The 18,069-nt window shown below is 46.3% G+C and carries 16 protein-coding genes; 7 read left to right on the top strand and 9 right to left on the bottom strand.

Annotated elements, in window-relative coordinates:
- Window positions 1-35 precede the first annotated feature (35 nt).
- Window positions 36-998 (top strand): acetylornithine carbamoyltransferase, encoded by a 963-nt coding sequence (locus ACMJ0U_RS07460; RefSeq protein ID WP_007564249.1) that lies wholly within the window; start codon window positions 36-38, stop codon window positions 996-998.
- An 82-nt stretch (window positions 999-1,080) separates the two neighbouring features.
- Here ACMJ0U_RS07460 and ACMJ0U_RS07455 read toward each other — a convergent pair whose 3' ends face one another.
- Genes ACMJ0U_RS07455 through ACMJ0U_RS07430 form a run of 6 tightly spaced genes read right to left on the bottom strand, consistent with a single transcriptional unit; the run spans window position 1,081 to window position 6,066 of the window.
- A complete protein-coding gene (locus tag ACMJ0U_RS07455) occupies window positions 1,081-1,479 on the bottom strand; it encodes a rhodanese-like domain-containing protein (protein WP_417129273.1) in 399 nt (132 codons plus the stop codon).
- Between the two features lie 10 nt (window positions 1,480-1,489).
- Window positions 1,490-2,155 carry a NigD-like protein gene (locus tag ACMJ0U_RS07450; protein ID WP_417129271.1) on the bottom strand — a complete coding sequence of 222 codons (666 nt, stop codon included), beginning with the start codon at window positions 2,153-2,155 and terminating at the stop codon, window positions 1,490-1,492.
- Window positions 2,152-3,306 carry a 1-acyl-sn-glycerol-3-phosphate acyltransferase gene (locus ACMJ0U_RS07445; protein WP_417129269.1) on the bottom strand — a complete coding sequence of 385 codons (1,155 nt, stop codon included), beginning with the start codon at window positions 3,304-3,306 and terminating at the stop codon, window positions 2,152-2,154. Before ACMJ0U_RS07445 ends, ACMJ0U_RS07450 begins: the two co-directional genes overlap by 4 nt.
- A 35-nt stretch (window positions 3,307-3,341) precedes the next feature.
- Window positions 3,342-4,319 carry a D-alanine--D-alanine ligase gene (locus ACMJ0U_RS07440; protein ID WP_417129267.1) on the bottom strand — a complete coding sequence of 326 codons (978 nt, stop codon included), beginning with the start codon at window positions 4,317-4,319 and terminating at the stop codon, window positions 3,342-3,344.
- Window positions 4,320-4,324: 5 nt separating this feature from the next.
- Window positions 4,325-5,395 carry an RluA family pseudouridine synthase gene (locus tag ACMJ0U_RS07435; protein WP_417129266.1) on the bottom strand — a complete coding sequence of 357 codons (1,071 nt, stop codon included), beginning with the start codon at window positions 5,393-5,395 and terminating at the stop codon, window positions 4,325-4,327.
- 20 nt (window positions 5,396-5,415) lie between these two features.
- Window positions 5,416-6,066 carry a PASTA domain-containing protein gene (locus ACMJ0U_RS07430; protein ID WP_417129264.1) on the bottom strand — a complete coding sequence of 217 codons (651 nt, stop codon included), beginning with the start codon at window positions 6,064-6,066 and terminating at the stop codon, window positions 5,416-5,418.
- A gap of 403 nt (window positions 6,067-6,469) precedes the next feature.
- Here ACMJ0U_RS07430 and ACMJ0U_RS07425 point away from each other — a divergent pair, with 403 nt between their 5' ends.
- The 4 genes from ACMJ0U_RS07425 to ACMJ0U_RS07410 all read left to right on the top strand — a co-directional run bounded on the left by ACMJ0U_RS07425 (window position 6,470) and on the right by ACMJ0U_RS07410 (window position 11,850).
- Complete coding sequence (locus ACMJ0U_RS07425) at window positions 6,470-7,669, top strand: THUMP-like domain-containing protein (RefSeq protein WP_417129263.1); 1,200 nt, start codon at window positions 6,470-6,472, stop codon at window positions 7,667-7,669.
- A 185-nt stretch (window positions 7,670-7,854) separates the two neighbouring features.
- Entirely contained in the window at window positions 7,855-8,532 is a 678-nt protein-coding gene (locus tag ACMJ0U_RS07420; protein ID WP_007564268.1) for an ABC transporter ATP-binding protein, read from the top strand.
- Between the two features lie 11 nt (window positions 8,533-8,543).
- On the top strand, window positions 8,544-10,910 hold the full coding sequence (locus ACMJ0U_RS07415) for an FtsX-like permease family protein (protein ID WP_417129261.1): 2,367 nt from the start codon (window positions 8,544-8,546) through the stop codon (window positions 10,908-10,910).
- 49 nt (window positions 10,911-10,959) lie between these two features.
- Complete coding sequence (locus ACMJ0U_RS07410) at window positions 10,960-11,850, top strand: GIN domain-containing protein (RefSeq protein WP_417129259.1); 891 nt, start codon at window positions 10,960-10,962, stop codon at window positions 11,848-11,850.
- 302 nt (window positions 11,851-12,152) lie between these two features.
- On the opposite strand, the gene ACMJ0U_RS07405 is transcribed toward ACMJ0U_RS07410, so the two are convergent.
- The 3 genes from ACMJ0U_RS07405 to ACMJ0U_RS07395 are packed head-to-tail and all read right to left on the bottom strand — an operon-like array spanning window position 12,153 to window position 14,477.
- Entirely contained in the window at window positions 12,153-12,527 is a 375-nt protein-coding gene (locus ACMJ0U_RS07405) for a hypothetical protein (RefSeq protein WP_417129257.1), read from the bottom strand.
- A gap of 24 nt (window positions 12,528-12,551) precedes the next feature.
- Window positions 12,552-13,511: a calcium/sodium antiporter gene (locus tag ACMJ0U_RS07400; RefSeq protein WP_417129283.1), complete on the bottom strand. Its 960-nt coding sequence runs from the start codon at window positions 13,509-13,511 to the stop codon at window positions 12,552-12,554.
- An 18-nt stretch (window positions 13,512-13,529) separates the two neighbouring features.
- Window positions 13,530-14,477 carry a lipocalin family protein gene (locus tag ACMJ0U_RS07395; RefSeq protein ID WP_417129255.1) on the bottom strand — a complete coding sequence of 316 codons (948 nt, stop codon included), beginning with the start codon at window positions 14,475-14,477 and terminating at the stop codon, window positions 13,530-13,532.
- Window positions 14,478-14,705: 228 nt separating this feature from the next.
- Here ACMJ0U_RS07395 and ACMJ0U_RS07390 point away from each other — a divergent pair, with 228 nt between their 5' ends.
- Both ACMJ0U_RS07390 and ACMJ0U_RS07385 read left to right on the top strand, forming a co-directional pair.
- The gene (locus ACMJ0U_RS07390) at window positions 14,706-16,628 is read left to right on the top strand and encodes a family 43 glycosylhydrolase (RefSeq protein WP_417129253.1); all 1,923 of its coding nucleotides are present in this window, start codon (window positions 14,706-14,708) and stop codon (window positions 16,626-16,628) included.
- A gap of 26 nt (window positions 16,629-16,654) precedes the next feature.
- A partial coding sequence (locus ACMJ0U_RS07385) for a carbohydrate binding domain-containing protein (protein ID WP_417129251.1) occupies window positions 16,655-18,069 on the top strand: 1,415 nt, incomplete at its 3' end.

The raw sequence follows: 18,069 nt of genomic DNA, 5'->3' as shown, positions 1-18,069 counted from the left end.
GCGATGAAAAAATAAATTAATATACAATTTTGCGTATGAGAACTTATACCAATGTATTCGATTTGGGCGATTTGAAAACCGCCTTGGCAGAAGCGTTTGAGATTAAGAACGACCGTTATAAATATGAAGCGTTGGGCAAGCACAAAACTTGCCTGCTTATTTTCTTTAACAACAGTTTGCGTACGCGTTTGAGCACGCAGAAGGCAGCCCGCAATTTGGGAATGGATGTCATTGTGCTGGATGTGAATCAGGGTGCCTGGAAATTGGAAACAGAGCGGGGAGTGATTATGGATGGCGACAAGAGTGAGCATCTGCTGGAGGCTATTCCGGTAATGGCTTCTTATTGTGATGTGATTGGTGTACGTTCTTTCGCGCGATTTGAAAGTCGGGAAGATGATTATACAGAGAAGATTCTGAATCAGTTTATTCAGTATTCCGGTAAACCGGTTTTCTCTATGGAGGCGGCTACAGGACATCCTTTGCAGGCATTTGCTGATTTGATTACGATTGAAGAATACAAGCGTACCGAACGCCCGAAAGTGGTTTTGACGTGGGCACCTCATCCGCGTGCACTTCCGCAGGCAGTACCCAACTCGTTTGCTGATTTCATGAATGAGGCAGATGTGGACTTTGTGATTACCCATCCGCAGGGCTATGAACTCGATCCGAAGTTCGTGCGTGGAGCAAAGGTGGAGTATGACCAGAAGAAAGCTTTTGAAGGTGCGGACTTTATTTATGCGAAAAACTGGGCTTGTCCGGGTGTAACTTGTCCGGAAGATTACGGAAAGATTCTGAGCAAGGACATGAGCTGGACGGTAGATACTGAACACATGTCGTGGACCAACAATGCGTTCTTTATGCACTGTCTGCCGGTACGTCGTAACATGATTGTGACGGACGATGTGATTGAAGCACCGACTTCACTGGTGATTCCGGAAGCAGCCAACCGTGAAATTTCTGCTACAGTGGTATTGAAACGTATGCTGCAAAGTTTGTAATCAGATAGAGTTTACGAAAAATGCCGTGATATAGAGAGCAGGACTCTTTTATATCACGGCATTCTTGTTGTAAATAAGGAGGTTATTGTTCGATTTCTTTACCCAACTCTTTCCAGTTGTCGAAACCTTTGTCCAGGTTGTATACCTTAAATCCCTTTTTGACCAGTATCTTTGCGGCATTCCGGCTTCGGCGACCGCTTTTGCAATATACGGCAATGGTTTGTTCCGGGTTCAGCAACTCATCGGCATTGGCTGAAAAACTTTCATCCAGTACGTTGATGTTAAGGCTTCCAGGAATATGTCCTTCGCTGTATTCCGCTACGGTTCTTACGTCTACAATCTGTATCTGTTCGTTTCCGATAAAGCCTTCGAATTCATCAGCGGATACGTTTTTGAAGTTATCGTTTGATTTTCCTTTGCATGCCACCATGGCTACGGCAAACATGCATATAAAGAACATGAAATAAATAGTCTTAATCATAAAGTGTTTTTTAATAAGTAAATTCATAGCTTACAAAGCCCTTTTCATAGGTGTTGATGCGAAGTACGACTTTGTCGCCCTGAGTCAGCTGCCCTTCGTAAGCCCACAGCGGAATGGAAAGATAGCTCTTACGGGTGAATGCCTCATAATCTCCGTTTTGGTTGTGATAGAGTGTCAGGTGAAGTGTCCGGCTTCCGTCACCGTTATCTGAGATGCCTTCATCAATGAAGTGGAAAATGTGACTTTTCTCTTTTGTCATAGGCAACAGAATCAGGTTGATATAGTTCCCGGATTTCCATACACTTTGAATATCCAGCGGGTCGGTTTTGGCGGTCGCTTCCGGCAGTTTGTCCACTGTAACCGGTTTCACGGCAATAATAAGCTGGCAGGAATAGAGCAGGGCAGTCGCTTGTCCCTTATCTGCTGATTCTTTTGGCTCATAGATGGATACACTCCTGTAGATAGAGTCAGGAGTCAGTCCGTCCAGCCCTTCCCGGTTAAGAATTTGCAGGCTCTCTCCTTTGTCTGTAATCAGTTTCTGCAGTGTGCCGCTTTCATCTGTGGCCGCATCAATAAAAGTGGTGATTACATTGGGATAGACATATTCATCTTCTTTGCATGCCCCTAAAAGGAGTATGCAAAGAAGACTGTATAAGATGACGCCAAATTTCTTCATTGTGCGATGGCTTTCAAGTGATTGATAGCCGGATTGGCATACATGGTCAGGATTCGCTGGCGCAGGAAGTTTTCGTCCTTGTCCGGAAGCTGAATTAAGTCCAGTTTCTTTTGCAGGTAGGCTTCAAAGCGCTTCTTTTCTTCCGGGGTATATTTCCCGGCAAATGTTTCTGTACCATTCAGCAGGTCGTAAGCCACATAATTGCCCGCATAGAGCCGGTAATTGCGATGGATATGCTTGTCAATCAATGTAGACACCTGAGTAAAAACTTCCGTTTTAGGCAATCCTCTGAGTGCTTCCAGTTCTTCATTGATGCAAGGTCCTGTCTGGAAGTGTACACGTCCCTTGTAACCGAAGATACCTGTCTGCATGTTGGTCAGATCGTCTGCCTGGCTCTTCTTGAATGTTTCCGAGTCTCTCTTCTGCTGCATTTCCTTGGCTTTCAAGAAATCGCACGGGTCGTATTCATAAGACAAGGCCACCGGTACGATGTGCAGTTCCTTCAAGCGGTCGATGATATCGCCTTCACCTCCCATGGCTAGCATCTTCAGCACACTGTCCTGCGTACGGTCGTTAGAATCTTTCGCGCGGCCTTCACGTTGTGCAATCCACACATTCTCTTGCTTTTGTGTCACGGCAAAGTGAATGTAGCGCGACATGCGTGCAGATGATTCCAGCATTTGCCGCATACTCAAGGCACGCTGTACGATGAACGACTTGTTCACCCGTACCAGTTTCTTTATCCACGGATAAATAAGCAGGTTGTCTCCAATGGCGATTTCTACAGTGGTAGGGAAGCCGTTGTCCAGCAAGCCTACTGAAAGAAACCCGGGGTCGAGTACAATGTCACGGTGATTGGATATAAACGTATAGTTCTGGCTCTTGTCAGGAAGTGAAGAAGCATCCATGTCGAAACCGTCACTATGATGTTGCATGATTTCATGCAGCAACTTGTGGAAAAAGGTCTTTTGCACATCCAGGTTCGTTTTGCAACTATGCAATTGTGCGGCAATCATTTCCAAAGGGACACCTGGCATGACAGACTGAATGACAGCCTGAAACGCCTCGTCGGAGAGTAATTCGTCGAAGACTTGCGGAAGTTCTTCAGGAGTGTATGGACGAATCTCGTCAAATTCTGCAGGTATGTTCATGATGTCGATAGCTTGTTCTTCCCAAATATACGAAATTAATTGAAATAGTCCTCAATAATATCGGTCATAACATCTTTTATATCCAGTCCGGCAGCGCGCACCTGTTGTGGAATAAAGCTGGTGGCGGTCATTCCCGGTGTGGTATTGATTTCGAGCATGTTGATTTTTTCACCTTCTGTAATGATGTAATCTACGCGTACAATCCCCTTGCATCCCAATATGTCGTAGATGGCAGAAGTGAGCTGCTGTACGCGGCTGGTCAGTTCCGGACTGAGACGGGCCGGTGTAATTTCTGTTACTTCACCTTTGTATTTGGCGTTGTAATCGAAGAATTCATTCTGGCTGACTACTTCCGTGATAGGGAATACCACTTCATTTCTCTTGGTCTTGTAGCATCCGTTGGCCAGTTCGATACCATCCATGAAAGCTTCAATCATCACATCATCCGACTCTTTGAAAGCAGCTTCCAAAGCCGGCTGAATCTGTTCCTTTGTTTTCACCTTTGTTACACCGAAGCTGGAACCGCTGGCATTGGGCTTGATGAAGCAAGGCAAGCCGATTTTTGCGATGACATCCTCATCACTGATGCCGTGACGTTTGTTTACCAGCATGGATTCAGCTACCCGTACACCGAATCCCTTCAGGTACTGGTTTAAGGTGAATTTGCTGAAAGTCAGTGCGGAAACCAGCACGTCGCAGGTAGAATAAGGAATACCTAACAGTTCAAAATACCCCTGCAGGATACCGTTCTCTCCCGGAGTTCCGTGAATGGTGATATAGGCAAAGTCGGGTATGATTTTCTGTCCATGATCCATGAAACTGAAGTCGTTCTTATCCACTTGTGCACGGCTGCCGTCGGAAAGAATCGCTTCCCAGCGTGCTTTAGTCAGTTCCACGATATAGAGGGTATATTTGTCCTGATCGATAAAAGAGTAGATACCCTCTGCACTTTTCATGGAGACTCCATGTTCAGATGAGTCTCCTCCTGCTACAATCGCAATTGTACGTTTCATAGTTGTTATTCTCTGTTACTGATATACGTTCTCCATCGTTCCAGCAGGCAGGTCATATCCTCGGGCAGTTCGGAAGTGAAGAACATTTCCTCTCCTGTACGAGGGTGTACAAAGCCCAATGTCTTGGCATGTAGTGCCTGACGGGGACAGATTTCGAAACAGTTGTTTACAAATTGTTTGTATTTGCTGAAATGAGTTCCTTTTAAGATTTCGTGACCACCGTAACGTTCATCATTAAACAAGGTATGCCCGATGTGTTTCATGTGTACACGAATCTGATGGGTACGCCCGGTTTCGAGTACGCACTTTACCAGTGTGACATACCCCAATCGTTCTAGTACCTGATAATGTGTCACGGCGTGTTTTCCTTGTTCCGGGTCGGACATGACAGCCATCTGCATCCGGTCGCGCGGATTGCGTCCGATGTTGCCGGTAATGGTGCCTTCATCTTGTTCTACAATCCCCCAGACCAGCGCGTTGTACTCACGCTTGGTTGTCTTGTGGTAAAACTGAAGTCCCAGACTGGTTTTTGCATCGGGTGTTTTGGCTACCACCAATAGTCCTGAGGTATCCTTGTCAATGCGGTGTACCAATCCCACTTGTGGGTCATTCGGGTTATAGGTCGGGACGTCACGCAGGTGCCATGCGATGGCGTTGACCAGGGTACCGTGGTAATTTCCACATCCCGGGTGTACTACCAACCCCGCAGGCTTGTTGATGACCATCAGGTCATCGTCCTCATATACAATATTTAGTGGAATATCTTCCGGAATAATGTCATTCTCATAGCGCGGGCGGTCCATCATAACGGTCAGCACGTCCAGCGGCTTGACCTTGTAGCTGCTTTTCACCGGTTTCCCATTGGCCATGACAAAGCCGTTGTCGGCTGCCATCTGAATCCGGTTGCGCGATGCGTTGACAATTCGCTCAAATAAATACTTGTCGATGCGGACAGGAGCCTGTCCTTTATCTACCACCGTACGGAAATGCTCATACAATTCAGGCTCACCCTGAATCGGCTCGATATCGTCTGGCGCTTCTCCGTCCAGTTCGTAATCAATCAAATCCTCTGCCATCTTTGTTTAGGGGGTTAGATTTAGAACCAAGAGTCATCTACCTCGGCTTCACTGTCGGCAGACGAATTCATATCCATATTAATCAGTGTAGAATCCATGGCAAGAGAGTCACGAATCGCCGTGTTGCCTACACATAGAGTCAGCATGGCTTCGTGGGGAACTTTATCTCCGCTAGCCAGACTTCTTCCACGGTATTTGATACCGTATATCCAATCCTGCTCTCCTGAAACGTATTCCGGTTCTGTCAGTTTGAAGCCCATCGCCTTTAATTTGGCTTCCGCCTGACGCAAAGAACTGTTGTCTATCAAATCAGGAAGCTTTACCAGAGGGACCTTTGAAGTAGTGACAGTCAGATAAATCGTTCTTCCTTCTTTTACGCGTGCTCCTCCTGCCGGATTTTGGTCCAGTACCATGCCGTCGGGTACCCCTTTGACATAGCTGGAGTCGATAACCAGCCCTTTCAGTTTCTGGTTACTGAGAGCCTGCTGAGCCTCGTTCAATGTTTTGTTCTTCACATTTGGCACCATGTAAGCTTCCCCATGGTGTGTATAGCTGTCCAGCCAGAGCAAGGTACCCCAGCATACACCAATTATTACGACAATTATGGCTATGAGATTCAGCCAGAAAAAGCGGTTCTTTTTAAATGAAAAGAATTCTTTTAAAGTTATCATGTTGTGTCAAGTATATAATCGGAGCAAAGATACAATATTTTGTTGGAATACTGGGGCGTTGCGGGGGATTCCTATGTCTTTTTAACATGAAGTCTGTGATTGGAAAATGCTTTGTCATGCGAAAAGCCCACATTCCTTTTTTTCTCGGCATGCGGGTATATTAATCGTATTTTCTTAATGCCCTTTAAAACCGGATATGTACTTCTTAATCTATGTTATAAAACACATGTAAACGCACACAAAACTTGCATAATTCCAGAAAGTCCGTACCTTTGCATCGTGTTTTTCATAGTATTAGATTTAAGGTTAACAAAGGTTGGAGTTCAGCGGAACTCCTTTTTTTATGCCTTTATCTGAGCAAAAGAAAAACACCCCCTTGTTTACAATAGTAAAGAATAGAAAAATGGCAATACTTTCACCTGACACATGGCAGTTTATCTGTGCACATCGTACGGAAGATGTACGTGCATTAGCTTTGCAGGCCCGTAAGTATCCGCAGGTAGATATGGCGGCGGCAGTAGTGCAGATTGCCGGCTGGCAGATTGCCGAGAAGAAGGTTCCTCTTTGGGCACAGACAGAAGGAGTACAATATCCGGCTCACCTGTCCATGGAGCAGTGTTCTTCTGAAATCACGGCCCGCTACAAGGCCTCGTGGCTGCAAGGTGATACGATGGCCGATTTGACGGGAGGTTTGGGAGTGGACTGTTCTTTCCTGGCACAAAACTTCCGGAAGGTAGATTACGTGGAACGTCAGGAAGTGCTGTGTGAACTGGCTCGCCATAATTTCCCGTTGCTTGGCTTGCCACAGATAACGGTGCATTGTGCCGACGGAGTGGAATACCTGCAAAAGATGGAACCGGTGGATTGCCTGTTCTTGGACCCAGCCCGTCGCGACAGTCAGGGGGGAAAGACGGTGGCCATTGCTGACTGTGAACCCGATGTGCAGAAACTGGAGCCGTTGTTGGTAGAAAAAGGCCGGACGGTAGTGGTGAAGCTTTCGCCCATGCTGGATATTTTTTCTTCCTTACGGGAGTTGAAATACATCCGGCAGATTCATGTAGTAGCTGTGAATAACGAGTGCAAAGAATTGTTGGTTGTGCTACAAAAAGAGACGAAATCCCCTTCAGAAGGCCCTGGAGGGGTGTGGATAAGTTGTGAACAGGCTGTTAATAACTTTTTGACGGAGCCGTTTGTTTTCACTTATTCACAGGAAAAAGAAGCACAATGCCTGTTGGCCGGGGAGGTAGAAAGTTATCTTTATGAACCGGGGGCTTCCTTGCTGAAAGCGGGACCTTACCGGTTATTGGGCGCACGCTTCGGCGTCAAGAAATTACATGCAAACAGTCATCTTTATACTTCCGATTCATTAGTCGATTTTCCAGGACGTCGTTTTCGGGTACTGGAAGTGTCAGGTTTCGGGAAAAAAGAATTGAAACAGTTGTTGCAGGGGGTGGATAAGGCCAATCTCACGGTGCGCAACTTTCCGGCTTCGGTGGCAGAACTCCGCAAGAAGTGGAAACTGAAAGAAGGAGGAGACGTGTATTTGTTTGCCACGACACTGGAAGGTGACCGGCGTGTCGTGATAAAGTGTGTCAAGGCATAGACTTCCATTGGATATTGTCAAAAAATCATACAGCAGGTGTCTAATTTTTAGACACCTGTTTTTTTATGTAAATCTGATTTGTATTGGTAATCAGATATTTAAAGTGTTGGCATGGACTTTGTATAGAATTTGATGGAAATGAAATTCCGACATGTAAAATACAAACTCTATAAAACAATACGATTATGATTAAGATTGAAAACCTGACAAAAACTTTTCGCACCACAGAAGTAGAGACACTGGCACTGAATAAAGTAAGCTTGGAGGTAAGAGACAAAGAATTTGTAGCAATTATGGGACCTTCCGGTTGTGGAAAGTCTACCTTATTAAATATTATGGGCCTGTTGGACAATCCGACTTCAGGAAGTTATTTCCTTGATGGAAAGGAAGTTGGCAGTCTGAAAGAAAAAGACCGCACGAATGTGCGCAAGGGAAACATCGGTTTCGTGTTCCAGAGCTTTAACCTGATTGACGAGCTGAACGTGTTTGAGAACATTGAACTCCCGTTGACTTATCTGAAGATTCCGGCTGACGAACGGAAGCGTCGGGTGAATGAAATCATGCAACGAATGAATATCAGCCATCGTGCAAAACACTATCCGCAGCAGTTGTCGGGTGGTCAGCAGCAACGTGTGGCCATTGCACGTGCCGTGGTTTCCGGACCGAAGATTATTCTGGCCGACGAGCCGACCGGTAACCTGGATTCCAAGAACGGACAGGAAGTGATGGAACTGCTGACCGAACTCAACAAGGAAGGAACTACCATTGTGATGGTGACACACAGCCAGCGTGATGCCGGTTTTGCCAGTCGTGTGATTAATTTGTTCGACGGACAGATTGTGGCTTCTATCGCGGAAATGTAAAATAGTGCCTTATGAAACGTGCATTGAAAGGACTGTTTCGAAAAGGAGAGGCCAATGTGGTCAAGATTGTCTGCCTGAGTGTGGGACTGGCCATTGGCCTGGTCATGCTGGCAGAGGTCATTTTCGAACGGTCGTACGATAACTTCCTGCCGGGATTGAAAGATACTTACCGGGTGGAAGAACGCTACAAACAGAAAGGAACTGACTGGAGAGAATATTCGCAGACTCCTGGTGCTATTGGACCGGGGTTACAGCGCTATTGTCCGGCGGTGGAAGTGGCCACCCGTTTCACGGGAATTGGATCGATGACGCTGACTACGGAAGATCGTCAAGAACTGAATGGGCAGGCTTGGTTTTGCGACAGTACTTTCTTTCGGGTCTTTCCTCGGAAACTGTGGATGGGAGAGGAACCTTATACGGGGTTGGAAAAAGCCAACAATGCCTATATCTCTTCCAAACTGTTGGAGGTGGCAGGCGAACAGATTATCGGGAAAACGTTGTCATGGAAACAATATCCCGAGTTTCATGTGACCGTAGTCGGGGTGTTTGAAGCTTTTCCTGAGAATACCCATCTTCCGCAGATGGATGTACTCATTGCCCTGCCGACTATCGGACAGGTGAGCTACGATGGACGCAACAACTGGCTGGGGAATGACCGCTACAAAACCTATGTCCGGTTGCGCGAAGGAACTACTCCGGATGACTTGAAGGAAGGGATGCAACGTATGTTGGAAGCAAACCATATCACAGAAGAGCTGGCTCAGTCGGGAACGGATTTTGAGATTTCCTTCCGTCCGGTAGGTGAGATTTTCACCTCGTCCGATTACAACCGCATCATGAACATTGTCTTTTTGAGTTTTGCGATTATCATGCTGCTAGTGGCTGTGTTAAACTATATCCTGCTGGTAGTTTCGTCCATGGTGAGTCGTGCTAAGGGAATTGCCACTTACCGTTGCTATGGGGCAGGAAGCGGCGACATTTACCGGATGATTCTTTCGGAATCTTTGTTGCATGGACTGATCAGTCTGGCACTTGCTGTATTGATTATTTTTGGCTTGCAGGATTTCCTGCAAGAGCAGATTGGACATAGCTTGGAGTCGCTTTTCCCTTTGTCTACCGTGTGGGTCTGTCTGGCCGTGACCTTGGGAGTGATTTTGCTTTGCGGAGTGATGCCGGGTTATCTTTATACCCGTATTCCGGTGACTTACGCGTATCGCCGTTATACGGAAAACAAGCGGAGGTGGAAACTGGGACTGCTGTGTTTGCAGTTTGCCTTGACGGCCTTCTTCGTTTGTCTGCTGGCAGTCATCGGTCTGGAGTATCACACGTTGATGAACTTCAATCCCGGATTTGAATACCGGAATACGTTGTATACCAACTTGTCGGGCACCGAGATGGTGGAACGGGAACGCTGTGTGCAGGAACTGAAGAAACTGCCGGAGGTAAAGGCTGTAACCTGGGGCTATCAACTCATGTCGTGGACGTGTAGCGGAAATAATGTGTACAATCCCGAAACAGGAGAAGAATACATGAATATTGCCGACATGTATTATGTAGGTCCCGATTATCACAAGGCTTTCCAGATTCCGGTTATCGAAGGAAATGTATTCACGTCTACGTTGACGGATACCTTGTCACAACAAGTAATGGTCAGCCGTCAGTTTGTGGAACGCATGAAAACCTTGGTTGAATGGACAGGTTCTCCCATCGGGAAGCCAGTGTATATTACCGAACATCGGACAATGGCTACTATCTGTGGGGTGTACGAAGATATTCACTTAGGCTCTCAGGTCATGGAAAGCCATGACGAACGTCCTACGGTGATGTTCTATCGAAATAAACCTTCGAGTTATTTGTATGTAGCCTTGAACCGGATGTCACCTGAAGCGATGAAAGAAGTGCAGCAAGTAATCGACCGTACCATTTCCTCCCAGCAGTTGAAGGTGTACAGCCTGTCGCTCGAGATGGGAAATCTTTACAATGCCGTGTTGCATGTACGCAACAGTGTACTCTTTGCAGGCCTGTGTATCCTGATTATTGCCCTGACAGGGCTGGTGGCGTATGTGCGCGATGAAGTGTCACGCCGTCGTTCGGAAATCGCCATCCGCCTTATTCACGGAGCTTCCATGGCCGATGTACAGAAAATCTTCCTGCTCGATTTGCTGAAGATAGCTCTTCCGGCTGTAGTGATAGGTGCTTTGTGCGCCTGGAAGGTAGGTGAACAGCTTTTGCAATTGTTTGCTGTCAAGATAGACCTCACGTGGTACCTGTTTGCCGGATGTATTCTTATCGTATGTCTGGTAGTGTGGTTGGTAGCCTTCGGGATGGTATGGAAAGCAGCACGGGCTAATCCGACTGAAAATCTGAAAATAGAATAATAGAATGTATAACTATAAAAATAAAGGAGATAGAATAATGAAAACCAGAATGAACATACTCACATTGGCTTGTGCCTTGACCTGTTTCAGTTGTATAGGAACTGCTCATACTATTCAGCCAAGTAAAAACTACCAGACGGAAAAACGTTCTTTGGGAGATATACGGGAAGTGTCTACACTTTCTTCCATTGATGTGGTGTATTACCAGACCTCCGGCAGTCCGTATGCAGAAATTTATGCTTCAGACAATGTCATGCCCTATGTGGTACTGAAAGAGTCAAAAGGTGAACTGAGGGTTTATTATCAGGACGGTACCAGCATCCAGGGTGAGAACCGTTGCCGGGTAGATGTATATGCGCCCTCTGTCAGTCGCTTTACCACGATGGCTTCCGGTGATATATCTATTCCCAAAGGATTGAAAACACAGGGAGACATACGTTTCCAGACGAATGCCAGCGGTGATATTGAATGCCCTACGGTGCAGTGCAATAGCTTGCAGGCTGAAATCAATGCCAGTGGTGACATTGATGTACAGCAGGTCAACTGCCAGAAGTTACAGGCCAGTATCAATGCCAGCGGAGATATGACAGTTCACAAAGCTGTGTGTCAGCATGCGTCTTTGACCATCAATGCATCCGGCGATTTGGTGGTGCCTAATCTGCAATGTCAGGACATCGTGAAGGCTACGGTCAATGCCAGTGGCGATATGGTTATAAAAGGCAGCTGCCAGGAAGCCGTACTTCGTGACAATGCCTCCGGTGATTTGGCGGCAGATAACCTGAAAGCCGTTAAAGTCGATGCGGCTGTATATGGTTCGGGTGATTTGTCTTGTCGTGCTTCCCGTTCTATTACGGCAAGGACGTATGGCAGCGGAAGTATCAGCTATGCCGGTAACCCTTCTCAGGTAGTAACCGAAGGAAAACACATCTATAAAAAATAAAATCTCTCTTTGGGCAGGGTGAAAAGGCTGTGAAGTTTTTTCACCCTTTTTTGTGTAAGGTAAAATCAGAATGGCTACCTGATTTGTAGATGTGCAGGCTTTGTTTGAGACAATGTAAGGGAAGTAATTGAAAAACGTTTTTGTATGTTTTAGGTTTTTCCTTGCAGAACCGTATGTTTCCCTTACGTGAAACGTACGGTTCTGCCGAGAGAAACATACGTTTCACGGAAGGGAAACATAAAAAAGAAAAGTATATGTAACTTTCTTTGTAGGCACGTTCTTGACTTTGTTCAGGAGACGGTTTATTCTCCCACTTTGTCAATTCCCATTACTTCCATTACGCCTGCATACTCAGCTGCAAAGCCCTCGGAAGAAGGGCCCTGGATACGGACTTTCAGTTTGGCTGGTATGGCTGTATAGGGTTTTGCATCGGAGGGAAGAGCTGCTTCATAGTGCTTCTTCAGCTCACCCGACTTGTCAACAACCCAATAGGCTGTAGTGTCTGTATCGGGAGTGAAGCTGTAGGCTTCGTGTCCCATGATAAGTTGTCCGTGGAGTACCTGAATGGAGTCGGTATTCACTGTTTGTGTAACGGATTTTTCAGTCTGTTGGTTAGAAGACGGGTTGCAGGCTGTCAATAGGCAAAGACCAGTCAAGGGAATGAAGATTCTTTTCATGGTTAATATTTATAACAAGGTTCTTTATTGTTGTGAAATAAGAAAGGCAGTGTAAGCAATGTAACATGCGACTAACAGTCCTCCTTCTATGCGGGTGATGGTCCGTTTCTTAAAGAACCAGCCCACCAGCCAGAACAGAATGGAAGAGCCTACCAGTACAGCCATGTCGATGTTGTTGATATTTCCCATAGGGAGAGGAGACAGGCTTGCACTACATCCTAGTACAAAGAATACATTGAACAGGTTGCTGCCGATGACGTTTCCAATGGCAATGCCCGGATTCTTTTTCAAGGCCGCCGTGACGGAAGTTGCCAGTTCCGGCAAGGAGGTACCTCCGGCCACCAGTGTAAGTCCGATGATGGAGTCGCTGACACCTAATGAACGGGCAATACCGCTGGCACCGTCCACGAAAAATTGTCCGCCAAAGATCAATCCGGCCAGTCCTCCTATAATATATAGGGCTGATTTCCATGCCGGCAGTTCCTTTACCTTCTGTTCTTCGCCACCGTCTTCGTTCCCGTTGCGGGCGATGGCAAACGTATAACGCATAAAAATCAGGAAGAAACCCAATAGTACCAGTCCGTCTATTCGGCTGATGATGTCCTGGCTTCCTCCGTCGAGTATGCAGTCGTTGGCAAAGCAGATGAGTACCAGTGCGGAAAGAATGACCAGCGGAATTTCCTTGCTCATAGTGCCCTGTCCCACTTGTATGGGGAGAACCAGAGCGGTGCACCCGATAATCATCAATACATTGAAGATATTACTTCCCACCACGTTACCGATAGCCATCTCGGCGCTTCCCTGTAGTGAGGAAAGTACGCTGATAACCAGTTCAGGAGCAGAAGTCCCGAAGGCTACAATGGTCAATCCGATAACCAGGTCGGAGATACGAAAACGTTTGGCTACAGAGGCTGCTCCGTCGGTCAGTCCGTTGGCTCCTATTAAAATCAAAGCTAATCCGCCGATTAATAAAAGTAGATTCATCCACATACGATACTGTTTTTAGTCCTTTTCTGTTAGCTGGAACGTTTTTCCGTCTGTACTACGTGTCAGTGTAGCTTCTTTTCCTTTGCCACGCAAATCGAGAATGGTATTCTTGTAACCGTAACCTGAGGCTGTGCGGTACTGAGAGAGCAACATGTATTGTCCGTCCAAGCAAACTTCAGCGAGGGCTTCATGTGGATAGAATGCCACAGGGATTTCTGTGTTTTCTGAAGTAAGGAAGGACGTTTCTATTTTTTTGTCGGTTCCGTGTGTGCTATAAAGCAGTCGCCCTCTTCTGGATACAATCCAAGAATCTACGCTGGCTTGCACCTGATAGGTGTCATCGTCTTCTACGTTCCAGACTGCAATGCCGTCAGGGCGCACACGGCGGTCGAGTATGACTTTGGTGTCAGGCAAGAAGACTTCTACTTTTGAAGAATCCGTGGCAAAAACTAAGAAGCCGGCTTGGGTTGCCTGGCTGTCGGTGGCAGAGAGTACTTTTTGTCCTGTCTCAAAAATCTGAATGTCTTTTTGTAATACGTCCGACCAGGTGTATCCTGTAGAAGCCTTGTCGGTTCCGACTAAAGGTGCTGATTCCAGCTGGCGTACATATTTTATCTGATAATCGGCCCCTTTCTGGAGAGTGAGGGTGTCTTGTTGTAAAGACAGGATGGCCAGTGTATCTGAGAATGAAATTGTCTGTCCGTTTCCGATGCTTTTTCCGTTCAGAATAAACTGTCCGTCCGGCAGAAGCTGCCAGCTTTCATATTGCAGAGTAGCCATACCGATGGAGGAGGCTTTTCCTTCTTCGGCCAGTGTCATTCCTTGTACGAAGTTGGATGGAGGAGGAAGTATTTCTGTCCAGTTACCCAACAAGTCTGTTTCATTTACGGCAGTTTTCGGACTGCATGCTATCAAACCTCCAAGAAAAAGAGGCAAGGCGATTAGTTTCATTGGATTTTTCATGATGATATGGTTTTGTTTATAATGCAGTGTATAGGTTTCTACTGCATGTGTCACAACTCTTTTTATGGTTACAGTAAGTGCAAATATACAAATTACTTTAAGTTTCCAAGGTAACAACGGTTTATGGGTTATAAAAATGCACGATTCTCCTCCTTTTTTGCATGATTAATAGTTGTATGTGATACACTAATTCCCTATCTTTGCATCAAACGTTAACATGTAAAGTATATGAGAAACAGAATCCTGTCTTTGTTATTCTTGCTTCCGTTCATTTCGGAATCAGTGTCTGCCGCATTGGTAGAAGAAAAAGATTATGTAGCTTATTTGTTCACTTATTTTACGGGGAACCATATCAGTGAAGAAGCTGTATGTTATGGGGTAAGTATGGATGGATATACTTACTATGCCTTGAATAATAACAAACCGGTGCTTGACTCAAAAGTAATCAGTTCTACCGGTGGGGTGCGCGATCCTCATATCCTGAGAGGAGAAGACGGTCAGACTTTTTACATGGTAGTGACCGATATGGTGTCAGACAATGGCTGGGACTCTAACCGTGCGATGGTGCTGTTGAAATCTACCGACCTGGTAAACTGGTCGCATTCTGTCATTAATATGCAGAAACGTTATCCGGGACAGGAAAAGCTGAAACGTGTATGGGCTCCTCAGACTATTTATAATAAAGAGGTCGGGAAATACATGGTATACTGGTCCATGCAGTATGCCGGTGGGGTAGATGTGATTTATTATGCGTATGCCAATGAAGATTTTACTGACCTGGAAGGGGAACCGAAGCCTCTTTTTATTCCAAAGGACAAGAAATCTTGTATAGACGGTGATATCGTGTATAAAGACGGGGTATATCATCTTTTTTATAAAACGGAAGGACATGGTAACGGCATTAAAGTGGCAACCACTCGTTCGCTGACTTCTGGGGAATGGGAGGAACAACCGGACTATAAACAGCAGACAAAGGAAGCGGTGGAAGGAGCCGGTACGTTCAAGCTGATTGGACAGGACAAGTACATCTTGATGTATGATGTGTACATGAAGGGAGCTTATCAGTTCACGGAAACAACCGACTTGAAGAACTTTAAAGTGATAGATCATGCAGTGAAGATGAACTTCCATCCTCGTCATGGTACCATCATTCCTATTACTCGTGCAGAACTGAAACGAATTACAGACAAATGGGGTAAGCCGGCTGAACTGGGTGAACTGCCGGTAAATCCGGTATTGCCGGGATTTCATGCAGACCCTGAAGTGCTGTACTCACAGCAAACACAGCATTATTACATTTACTCAACTACAGACGGACAACCCGGATGGGGAGGGTGGTATTTTACCGTATTCTCTTCGGCTGACTTGAAGGACTGGACTTACGAAGGAGTGATGCTGGATTTGCGCTCTCCGCAGGTTCCTTGGGCAAATGGAAATGCCTGGGCTCCGGCCATTGAAGAAAAACTGATTGACGGGAAATATAAATATTTCTTCTATTACAGTGGCAATCCGAACGATGATTCAGGCAAGAAAATCGGAGTAGCCGTAGCAGACTCACCTGTAGGGCCTTTCAAAGATATGGGTAAACCTATCATTACAGATTCTCCGGTCGGACACGGACAGCAGATTGACGTGGATGTGTTCACTGATCCGGTTTCCGGCAAATCTTATTTGTATTGGGGCAACGGTTATATGGCCGGAGCCGAGCTGAACGATGACATGGTATCTATCAAGAAGGAAACGCTGAAGGTGATGACACCGAAAGGAGGAACATTGAAAGATTATGCCTATCGTGAAGCGCCATACGTGTTCTATCGTCAGGGATTGTATTATTTCCTGTGGTCGGTAGATGATACAGGTTCAGCCAATTATCATGTGGCATACGGTACATCGGATTCTCCTCTGGGACCGATTAAGGTGGCCAAAGACCCGATTGTGATGATACAAGACCCGTCGAAGGAAATTTACGGTACGGCACATAATTCCGTAGTCCGTAAGCCGGGTACCGATGAATGGTATATCGTGTACCATCGTATCAATAAAAATTACCTGGACAAGGATAAAGGTCCTGGGGTACACCGTGAAGTTTGCATTGACCGGATGGAATTCAATGCGGACGGTACGATTCAGCGTGTAAAAGTTTCCAAATAATAATCTTAAACACAACCTTCTTACCTATGAAACACCTGATACATTTGGCTGCCTTATGTGCTTGCCTTACCAGTTCTCCTGTATCGGCTCACGTACAGGAAGTGATGAATGAACCGGATTCGGTATATCTGTTTTCGTATGCCACTGTGAACGATGCAGGCCGTAGTGGACTGAAGCTGGCCTGGAGTACAGATGAGACACGCTGGTTCAGCATCGGTAACGGATATGGATATGTGAAATGTGATTACGGCGCCTGGGGAGCCGAGAAACGCATGTTTAATCCTCATCTGGTGCGGGATGAAAAAGGAGTATGGCACTGCTTCTGGCAGTTGAACGAGAGCGGAAAAGAATGGGGGCATGCCACTTCGCCGGATTTGATGAAGTGGAATCCACAGACTTACTATATGCAGCCGGCTCGGGACGGTGAGCGGGTACCGGCCGTAAGCCGAGGTAGTGAGACGCGTAAGAAAGCGGTGGTAGCAGGTGTAATGGAACAAGGATATGTACAGAAAGTGGCCTGGGAAGACGTAGATCGTTTGTTGAAGTTTGTGGACTACCGGGCTTACAGAGACCAGTTGCATAATGAACGTACGGAACAGGATGCTCAGCGTTTTGCCGGACTGGCTCCTGTGTCCTTACAATTGACAGTACGTCCGGAAGAGGCGAAGCCCATCAGCGATAAACTGATTGGTATTTTCTTTGAAGATATTAATTACGGAGCTGATGGCGGACTTTATGCGGAACTGGTACAGAACCGTGATTTTGAGTATTCTCCGAAGGACAATGCACATCAGGGATTTGATAGCGGCTATGCCTGGAGCGTATGGGAGAACGGGCAGTCGTCGGCTGTGAAGGTGGCAACTGAAAATCCTTTGCATGAGAACAATCCGCATTATGTCGTATTGCAGGCTAAGCCGGGAATGGCCCTCCGTAATCCGGGTTTTGATGGAATTACGTTGAAGAAAGGAGAAAAGTATGATTTCTCTCTCTTCTCTCGTATGCCTGAAGGAAGTAAAGGGGGTAAAGTTATCGTACGCTTGCTGGATAATGAGGGAAAGGAAGTGGCGAAATCTTCTGTACGTGTAGCAGCCGGAAAATGGAAAAAGCAGTCGGCTGTACTGACGGCTCAGACTGATGTGGATGCGGCTGTGCTTTCAGTGGAACCGGAAGTGACTGGAGAATTGTATCTGGATATGGTTTCATTGTTCCCTCAAAAGACTTTCAAGGGCCGTAAAAACGGACTGAGAGCCGATCTGGCACAGACTTTGGCCGATTTACATCCACGTTTTGTGCGTTTCCCGGGCGGTTGTGTGGCACATGGAAACGGAATTGATAATATTTATCGCTGGAAAAACTCAGTGGGCCCGCTGGAAGCCCGTAAACCGATGGGGAACTTGTGGGGGTATCATCAGACATTAGGTTTGGGATACTTTGAGTATTT

Source organism: Phocaeicola sp. (genome assembly GCF_048170425.1).
Taxonomy (GTDB): Bacteria; Bacteroidota; Bacteroidia; order Bacteroidales; family Bacteroidaceae; genus Phocaeicola.
The sequence above is the reverse complement of the archived record's forward strand: the minus strand, read 5'-3'. Positions and strand labels throughout refer to the sequence as shown.